7 protein-coding genes and 1 pseudogene are annotated in these 9,165 nt (G+C 52.2%); all 8 read left to right on the top strand.

Annotated elements, in window-relative coordinates; translation table 11 throughout:
- Positions 1 to 2,056: type VI secretion system Vgr family protein (locus AC3FOF_RS44105; RefSeq protein ID WP_488730259.1), on the top strand; the 2,056-nt coding region annotated here is incomplete at its 5' end.
- Between the two features lie 8 nt (positions 2,057 to 2,064).
- On the top strand, positions 2,065 to 4,368 hold the full coding sequence (locus tag AC3FOF_RS44100; RefSeq protein WP_488730258.1) for a peptidase M23: 2,304 nt from the start codon (positions 2,065 to 2,067) through the stop codon (positions 4,366 to 4,368).
- A 5-nt stretch (positions 4,369 to 4,373) separates the two neighbouring features.
- Positions 4,374 to 4,844, top strand: a complete 471-nt coding sequence (locus AC3FOF_RS44095; RefSeq protein ID WP_488730257.1) for an XAC2610-related protein — start codon at positions 4,374 to 4,376, stop codon at positions 4,842 to 4,844.
- Positions 4,841 to 5,623: a hypothetical protein gene (locus AC3FOF_RS44090; protein WP_488730256.1), complete on the top strand. Its 783-nt coding sequence runs from the start codon at positions 4,841 to 4,843 to the stop codon at positions 5,621 to 5,623. The genes AC3FOF_RS44095 and AC3FOF_RS44090 overlap by 4 nt, the downstream gene beginning before the upstream one ends.
- A 48-nt stretch (positions 5,624 to 5,671) precedes the next feature.
- Complete coding sequence (locus tag AC3FOF_RS44085) at positions 5,672 to 6,439, top strand: hypothetical protein (RefSeq protein WP_488730255.1); 768 nt, start codon at positions 5,672 to 5,674, stop codon at positions 6,437 to 6,439.
- Positions 6,440 to 7,093: a hypothetical protein gene (locus AC3FOF_RS44080; RefSeq protein ID WP_488730254.1), complete on the top strand. Its 654-nt coding sequence runs from the start codon at positions 6,440 to 6,442 to the stop codon at positions 7,091 to 7,093.
- Positions 7,094 to 8,041: 948 nt separating this feature from the next.
- On the top strand, positions 8,042 to 8,299 hold the full coding sequence (locus AC3FOF_RS44075; protein ID WP_017225023.1) for a PAAR domain-containing protein: 258 nt from the start codon (positions 8,042 to 8,044) through the stop codon (positions 8,297 to 8,299).
- Between the two features lie 2 nt (positions 8,300 to 8,301).
- Positions 8,302 to 9,165: pseudogene (locus AC3FOF_RS44070) on the top strand (hypothetical protein); the annotation flags it as partial.

Below are 9,165 nucleotides of genomic sequence, written 5' to 3'. Positions count from 1 at the left end.
GTTCGCGGGCTGCATTACGTGCTTCAGCAAGACCCGGCAGACGCAGGACTTCTCCGCCTACCAGATCGTGATCGAGCCGCTGGTCGCGCGCCTCAGGCTCACGCACGCCAGCCGCATCTACCAGCACAAGACCGCCCCGCAGATCATCGAGGCCATCCTGCGCCGGCACGGCCTGGCGGGCCATCAGTTCCGCTTCAAGACCCGCCGGAAATACCCGGAGCATCGTTTCCATTTCCAATACCAGATGTCCGACTGGGACTACATCCGGCTGCTGATGGAGCAGGAAGGCCTCTACAGCTACTTCGAGCCCGGCAAGTTCGGCGAGATGGTGGTGTTCGGCGACGACATCGACCACTATCTCTACCTGCCCGAACTGCGCGTGCCCTACCGGGAAACCGCCGGCCTCGAATCCGGCACCGAAACCGTCTTCGCGATCCAGACCCACGCGCGCACGGTGCCGGCCTCCTATCTCGTCGCCGACTACAACCCGGACCAGTCCTGGGAGCGCTTCAAGGCCGAGGCCAACGTCGCCCGCAAGGACAAGACGACCTACGGCCAGCCCTATGTCTACGGCACTCACCACCTGGACCAGGAGAGCGCCAAATGGGAAGCGCAACTGCGCCACGAGGCGGCGATCGCCTGGCAGGTCATCTACGAGGGCGAGAGCAACGTGCTGGAGCTGCGGCTCGCGCGCATCCTGCGCATGGACCGGACGCTGCCCGATGCGCCCAACGGTCAGGTGATCATCGAAGTCACCCACAGCGGCGGGCGCGATGCGGCCTATCGCAATACCTACAAAGCCATTCCGTCGGACCGGCGCTTCCGCCTGCGGCTGAATGAAGCCAGCTGGCCCAGGATCAACGGCACGCTCAGCGCCCGGATCACCTCGCCGGGCAAGTACAAATATGCCTATCTGACCCAGCACGGCCACTACGTGGTGCGTTTCGACGTGGACTTCGACGAGTGGAGCGCAGGCGGCGAGAGCGTGCCGCTGCGCCTGGCCAAGCCGTTCGCGGGCGCGCTGCAGACGGGCTTCCATTTCCCCCTGATCGATGGCACGGAAGTGGCAATCGCATTCCGCGACGGCAATCCGAACAAGCCATACATCGCCCATGTGCACCACCACAGCCATCACGCCGACCTGATCACCAACCAGGACCGCTGGCTGTCGCGCAATGCCATCGTCACGCAGAGCAACAACATGGTGATGATGGAGGACTGGGAGGGGCAGGAATTCATCCATATCTCCACCGAGTACGGGGGCAAGACGCAGCTGAACATGGGCTACCTCGTCGATGGCAAGCGGCAGAAGCGGGGTGAGGGGTTTGAGTTGCGCAGTGATGCGCAGGGCAGTATTCGTGGCAATGGCTTGCTGCTCAGTGCGGACGTTCGCAAGGGGGCTAGCGGTCAACAGCTTGACATGCAGGAAGCCTTGTCAGAACTGCGCTTGGCATTGGACCGGGTGACAGCACTCGCGCAGGCCACGGCCCAAGCGAACGCAACGCCTGCCGATAGCGCAACGCAGTCGGCCTTGAAGTCCGCACTGGATCAACTGAAGACAGCGGGCATAGTCGCGACCGCCCCTGGGGGAGTCGCCTTTGTAACCCCGAAGTCGATCCAGCATAGCGCAAGCGAAAACATCATTGTCACCTCAGGCCGGCACGTCGATATCAGTGCCGTGAAGCGGATTGTCGTTGCGGCTGGCGATCTGATCTCGCTGTGCGCGCACAAGCTTGGCTTGAAGCTCTTTGCGGCCAAGGGGAAAGTCGAAATTCAGGCGCAGACGGATGCACTCGACCTGTTCGCCGCAAAGCAACTGCACATTGCCAGCGCCAATGAGGACGTATTGGTGACCGCCAAGGGTAAGTTGACCCTCCTCTGCGGTGGTGCCTACATCAAGCTGGAGGGAGGCAGCGTTGAGATCGGGTGCCCTGGCGATTTCAAGATCAAGAGCAATTCGTTTAGCTACGCTGGCCCGGTCGATATGAGCGTGACTCTTCCCATTCTTCCAAACAGCGAATTCAAGACTGGCGGCAACTACGGCTTGTCGCACTAGATACGACCATGATCATCAGCCCCCCTTACCTCCCTCGCCAGAATGATCCCGCTGCCGACGTGATGGATACGATTATGGATCGCGAACTGCTTCACGGTATCTACCCCATCTGTGCGGACAGGCGCTGGCACGGCGGTAGCCATATTGCGCCGCCGAATGCCAATGAGCCGGTGCGGGCGATCGCGGACGGCGAGGTGATTGCGTATCGCGTCTGTCAGGGTCTCGTCGGTCCAGACGGTGGGCCCAATGACAGCGATGCCGGCTTTGTGCTGCTCAGACACGAAACTGAAACGGGAGAGGGCCGCAAGCTCCGTTTCTATTCCCTCTACATGCACCTGCGTCACCTTGGAGCCTACGCGGGGACAGGCTGCAACGCGAACTTGCTGCCGCAGTGGCTACGTACACCGGCGGATGCGATGTCGGGTGGTGGAAAAAAGGTGCACCGCAAGGACATTTTGGGGTGGACGGGAGAGTGCCAAGGCCAGCAGTTCCTGCACTTCGAGATATTCATGGAGCCGAAGGATTTTGACGATTACTTCAAGACCACGCAGCTCGGCAACGATAACCCGACCACCCCGGCATCGACGGACTACTGGGGAAATGGCTATTTTGTGATTCCCGCTGGCTTGCCAATACTGGCCTTGCCGCCTGGAACGAATGCGCAGAATAAGTTGAACGGTATCACGTTTCTACCATTGCAGAGTGGGGAGACGTCCAAGAAGCTCTATGTGGAGACCCGTTTCCATCGGGGCCACAAGCTCACCCGAGTGTGGAGCGATGAAGGGGACGGTCAGCAAACACTGCTGACGGCGGGGCCGCCGATCACGGAAAACAACTACGAGTACGACATGTACAAGCGGGCGACAGCGCTGTACCCGAGTTGCCCCAGCGATGGCTACGAGATGCTGCGCTTCGGGCGCATCCTGAGCACGCAAGCGACACTCCCTGAGACGGCGCGCACGACGTGGTTCCGGGTGAAGTTCGACACCGACAAGGAAGGGTATATCGACATCAGCCACCCCAGCATTCACAGGCTGTCGGACGCGGATTTCCCGCGTTTTCGGGGCTGGCAGAAGCTGAGTGAGGGCAACGGCCCCTTTCAAGGCGACGGGTTGTGCGACATCGAGTCGCTTAAGAAGATCCTGAAGGACAACAACACGATCCACAATCCGCATGAGAATGTCAGTGCCAATCAGGAACTCCAATACTACATGCAGATGGCGCCGGGTGTGCGGGAAAAGCTGCGCGGCTTTGTTTGTGAGATGGTTTCTGAGTGGGACCAGACCAACAACGAGGCACGCTACAGGAAGCTAAAGGATCCTGGAGAGTTCTATGCAGGCGATGAAGCAGGTTATACAAAATTCGTGCAGCTACTGGAGAAATTCCAGTTCTGGGATAAGACAGATTTTCCCATTTCGACCAATTTTTTGTTCTTCCATCCACTTGAATTTATTAGGAATTTCCGGAGATGCGAGTGGTTGAGTTTGAGTGAACTTGTTTCCACATTTCCGCGGCATATGTTCTATACGGGAGGCGGAAACCAACGAATCGCTATTACCACGGCCGGGCCGACTTATACTCTCGAGAAGAGTGAGGCGCGAAATCGAATTGTTGCTCACGTTCCAGCGCTTAATAGATGCATCAGGAAATATATAGGTGCTGATAAGCAACGTACAGCTATATTCTTGGCTCAGGTAATCCTAGAGACCGCTCAATGGAGAGATCTCGGGGGGGTGAGGCGACTCATGCATGAATGGGGGTTTGGAAAATATTCTCCGTCTAATCCTGCAACGCAATACTACGGCCCGTTCTATGGACGCGGAATTATGCAGCTAACATGGGCAGGGAACTATAAGGACTATGGTGAGTTCAGGAGGCTTCCAGTTCATTCCGGTGCATATGTCGAACGGCTACCCTCCTCTGCGCAGAGGATAACAAATACATCTACTCACTACACGACGAATCCAAATGACGGTGGGCAGTTGATGGTGTGGTCCCCACGTTTCGACCCGGATTGCATTGGAGAGGACATTGAGATGGCGTGTGACTCTGGTGGGTTTTATTGGGTTTCCAAGGAATTTTCCGGAGGGGTTAACATAAATCGAGTAGCTGATCGAGCGTACTCAGCGTCAAATATAGGGTTTATCAATATATTGGTGAATGGCGGCGGTAATGGGTACTATGAAAGGCAGGCGTATTCCATCTATATGCTCCGCGTCTTAGCGGATGACGTCGATCGGGGCGCGATGGTAGCTGTTCAACCGCCTGCGCCGAAAAGCAGCGTACAAGTAAATATGGCTGCGCCGGAGTGAACGTCATGTCATTGAAATGGATGGTTTTTTGTATCTTATCAATGGTGTTGTTGGTTGAATTGACAACGGCATCGGAGATCATTTGTTTTTCGCCAAATAATTCAACAGAGGTTTGCATTCGAGTTAAAGGTGAGGATGTTTCGTACGAGATATTTGGAGCGAACGGAAAATTTGCAAGTAAAAAAATAGTATTTCAGAGTGAAAAAAAATTGCATATTGAGGTTTCTGATTACAATTTTGACGGACAACGTGATTTTTCAGTGTGGCATGTGGATGAGGGGATGGGTGTCTATAAAATATATAGGATTTTTTTGTATTCCCCGAAAATAATGGATTTTGTTGAGGCGTTTCCGGCTTGCGGGGATGAGTTTATAAATGTGGAAATCGATAAAAAGCGCAAGGCTATTGTGGGGACGTATTTTCGTGAAAATATTCCGGTTTCGTGTATTACTCAGTTGAGGAAATTTGTGCCATGAGTATTTGTTTGTCGCGGGCATATGTAAATGCGCTATTTGTTCTGTGCGATAAAAACAGGTTTATTGGTGTGGATGGTGTAGAGTGCGAAATGCCAGATAGCTTCTCAAAGAGGAGCATCCTGATGTCACGCATAAGACGGTTTTTTGTTATTTTTTTGATTGGAATTATTGGTATCGGAAGTTCGAGGGCGAAATCCGATTCAAATGTTGCGGAAAATTTGTTAAAAATAAAAGAATACTGTGGGTATGCACTGGGGGGTAGGCTTGTATCTGCAGTAAAAGGTGCAAAAAAAATATCGGCGGTAGATTCTATGGTGATAGTTTTGGATGCTGATTTTTCACCGAAAAAAAGAAAAATAAGTACCAAGCTCACTTTCGGCTGCAACCTAATACCTCAGGCTGTCGACTCGAACGGTCAGTATATGAAGGGAGATCAGCCGAAAACGGCGAAGGAAGAAATCGAACTGGAGGATTCCGGTGGTCGTTATGGTCGTAATGTGGTTTGGGAGCGCCTGTATCGAGGCGCAAACATTGCAGGCACGGTTGCTTATGTGAACTCAGTATCTGGCGATCGGGTAAAAATTAGAATTCCGGATTTTCTGTTGGTCTGTCCAAATCGACCAGGCTTGACTTGTTTCTCCCTGGAGATCGATAAAGAAATAAGCCTAACGAAGGCCGAGCAAGAGTGGTTCGTGACGATTTTGGGAGATATAAGGTATCTGAGTCCAGAAATTCTGGAAGTAAGTCCTTTATCAATAATGGTTCATAAATTTCTCTAATTGAATATTTTTTAAGTAAATAATCGTAATTTGTTGGAGCATATAAAGATGAATGGAACGCTATTTTTTCTGCGCGCACTCAGTATCGTTTCTTCATTATTTTACTGCACGGCAATAGCTCAATATTTTTCTACAGCAAAACTCAAAGGTATTGCGACACCTTCCAAAGCCCACATCGTAGGTCCGTGTCGGTTCAAAATCGCGGATATGTTCGGAGGACATTTCCGTGCACTCAACTCAGATGGCTCGCCGCCGCAGGAGGGGTCATACCACCTTCCCATAACGGGGCCGATGGCGTCGTTGAACGGTGGTTTCGGTTTTTTTTGTCAGGAAGCCAACGAACGGCAGATAGGCATCGCGCTGGGAGCAAAATATGTTAACGATCGGTGGCTAAAATACAGTCCATGGGGTGATGATCCCGAACTAACCCCGTTCGACGAGCAGGCGCATGCGCAGACCGTGCCATTGAGCGGGGCAAACTGGATCGGAACAGCACTCACCGTCGATGACACAACGGGCGATGAGGAACGCCGAGCCCGCATTTTCAGTTTTTGCCTCATTCATCAGGCACTAGCGTTATGTGGAACAACGCCGGTTGAATGGTTGGCAAATCCAAAAACCAACCAGCTTTGGAAAATCAAAGCGATTCTTCAGTCCGTCCAGTTTGTCGATACACCTGTGTCGGTAAGCTCATTCGGCGCAGCCAGCGCACTGTCACAGCCCGCGGTCGCGGAAATTACCATCAGTGAAGAAAACGGCGGTTGCGAAGAATCACTATTAACTCATCGGCCAGAAAATAACCTTCTAAGGGGATAGATGCGCGTATCAACTCTCGCATTTTGGGCTGCAAATATATTTGCAAGTGGTGCAATGGGCAGCGAGGCCTATTACATCAAGAATGGGAGCCTTGTGATAAGTCAGAACGGTAAGGAGGCTAAATGCTCGACTAACGATGAGCTTCTATATGCCTTACTGAGTTCAGATCGCTCCGCGCTTATGGTTTCTGCGCGTGGGTACATACCCGCCGACTCTCTTAATCGATGTTGGTCTGGTGGTGAAATATCAGTTTCACTGATTCCCGCCAATGTCGGGGCTTTGTCCGACATCAATCTCAGCAAGGGTATATATGTCTCGCTGGATTTTGTTGATCTCAGTCCGCTTTCCTGTCTAGCCATGGTTTCAAAAATAGGAAGCTCCGTAAATATATTTACACTGGATGGTTCATATAAAAATAATAAATCAATTGGAAAGCTAAAGGAAACGGCTTTCCCTGTAGGTGATGTGCCGGGTGCTGCGATTATTTCTAGAGATGGGAATTTCGTCGCCGTTTCCGGGGAAATAGATTGTAGCGAGGGAGCGTACCCAGGTGTGTGGGATGTTATGAAAAATAAAAAGATAGTAATTAAATTAACTGAAGAATATGGTTCGGATGAGGTGCGGAAGGAGATGTGTATGAAATTATTTAAATAATTTTGTTAATTTTTTAACTATTTATCTGGAAGGCGATGAGGTAATAATCTTCGTGTCTTGGCGGATGGCGTCGATCGAGGCGCGATGGTGGTTGTTCAACCACCTGCGCGGAAAAGCAGCGTACAAGTAAATATGGCTGCGCCGGTGTGAGCACTATGTCACGGAAATGGATGGTTTTTTGTATTTTGTCAATGGTGTTGTTTGTTGAGTTGGTAGCGGCATCGGAGGTTATGTGTTTTTCGATAAATAATTCAACAGAGGTTTGCATTCGAGTTAAAGGTGAAGATGTTTCGTACGAAATATTTGAGGTGAGTGGAAAGGTTGTAAGTAAAAAAATAGTATTTCAGAGTGAAGAAAAATTGCATATTGAAATTTCTGATTAAAATTTTGACGGGCAACGTGATTTTTCAGTGTGGCATATAGATGAGGGGATGGGTTTCTATAAAATATATAGGATTTTTTTGTATTCCCCTAAAATAATGGATTTTGTTGAGGGGTTTTCCGGCGTGTGGGGATGAGTTTATAAATGTGAAAATCGATAAAAAGCGTAAGGCTATTATTGGAACGTATTTTCGTGAAAATATTTCGGTTTCGTGCGTTACTCAGTTGAGGAAATGTGTTCCGTGAGTATTTTTTTGCTGTGGAATAACATTATATTTTTGGTATTGGTTGGTTTTAATATTAACCAGATGATGCGTGGGGTCGATATTTTTGAGTTGGGTGGGTGTGTTATGGAGTGGTAATGTGAGATTTGGATCCGAGAGATGTAAATCGAGTCGATGGCCTGAGCGGAAATGATTAATGTTGCTTTAGGTGCTGAACCAGTAAATTCGATATTGATACCTGCCTCAAGAGAGTTTTCTAGATTTTTGCTTGGGAAGAAGAATTCGGAAGCGTGTGTGTGAATAGTAGTGAGTAAGTTACATTATTTAATCTAAGGCGAATACCATGTTTGGAATTGTCCGAGCGGGAGACGAGCTTGAAAGGGGCGGCAAAGTCCTGGCCGGCTCAAAGGATATGAGCTTTATGGGACGTGCAGCGGCCCGCCAGGGCGACCCGGCGAAGTGCGCGCTGCACGGCGATACATACATTGCGGAAGGCGATCCTGATTTCACCGACAAGGGTGTGCCCGTGGCGCTGCACCTTCATAAGTGTGCTTGTGGCTGCCGCGTCATTTCATCGTTGGTCACGGCGGGCAAGGGCTGACGATGCCGATCGACTACGCCCTTGCTGGCCCCGTCGAGCCGCTGCCGGAACCGCCGGGCGCGCGGGGAGTGGCGGTGCTCTGGCTTTGTTGCACGGTGCTTGGATCTGGCGCCGTGTTGCTGGCATGGCCATCCGAGAAGCCTGCGCAAGGGGCGGAGTTTTGGTTTCTCATTGCCGTCGCGCCCCAGATCGTTTTTTTACTGCTGCTCGGTTTGGCGAGGCACGCCTACGAGAGCGCGCACCTGCGTGCGCTGTACTACAACCAGCATCGCGATGCTCAATTGCGCGAAATGGTCGCGCGGTCACAGAGGCCGCTGGAGATTGTGGCTTCCTCCTATTGCCTTCCAGGCGACGGCCTGTCGCTTTCGCAGCTCCTGGCATCGTCCAAAACGGTGCTGGCTACGCAACCCCCGCGGGTGGGCGCCGGGCTTGTCCGCCATAGCCGCCTGCCAGACTGGGATGAATTATTGAGCGTGCAGGGAGGCGAGGATGGCGCCGAGGCAGGAGCGCCGTCGGACCGGTTCGACGTGTTGGTCGATTTCTTGCTCGGGCCAGTTGTGGAGTCAGTCAGGGAGTTGCAGCAACGAGGTTATCGCCATGCTCCCGCGGTCCGGCTGGTGGATGGCTCGCCGACACGTGCGCAGGACCGCCTGTTGCAGTTGCGGCAACGACTGGATTTACTCGGTCTGTCAGGACTGGACTGTGATCTGGCGTGCCCGGACTCGTCGCGGGGATTGATGCTGGCTGACGACTGGCTGGACCGCGATTCAACCTTGCCTCTACTTCTGATCGCCACGCAGTTACACGAGGCGCCGCCAGAAGGGAGTGCGGAAGCAGGGGTTGCTTTGCTGATGGTGCCTAACGGC

This window comes from Cupriavidus sp. 96C5-1, from assembly GCF_057798855.1.
The sequence above is the reverse complement of the archived record's forward strand: the minus strand, read 5'-3'. Positions and strand labels throughout refer to the sequence as shown.

Excerpts from the sequence above, each read along its gene's own strand:
- AC3FOF_RS44080 (WP_488730254.1), top strand. The coding sequence starts at position 6,440 with ATGCGCGTATCAACTCTCGCATTTTGGGCTGCAAATATATTTGCAAGT.
- AC3FOF_RS44085 (WP_488730255.1), top strand. The coding sequence starts at position 5,672 with ATGAATGGAACGCTATTTTTTCTGCGCGCACTCAGTATCGTTTCTTCA.
- AC3FOF_RS44100 (WP_488730258.1), top strand. The coding sequence starts at position 2,065 with ATGATCATCAGCCCCCCTTACCTCCCTCGCCAGAATGATCCCGCTGCC.
- AC3FOF_RS44095 (WP_488730257.1), top strand. The coding sequence starts at position 4,374 with ATGTCATTGAAATGGATGGTTTTTTGTATCTTATCAATGGTGTTGTTG.
- AC3FOF_RS44075 (WP_017225023.1), top strand. The coding sequence starts at position 8,042 with ATGTTTGGAATTGTCCGAGCGGGAGACGAGCTTGAAAGGGGCGGCAAA.
- AC3FOF_RS44090 (WP_488730256.1), top strand. The coding sequence starts at position 4,841 with ATGAGTATTTGTTTGTCGCGGGCATATGTAAATGCGCTATTTGTTCTG.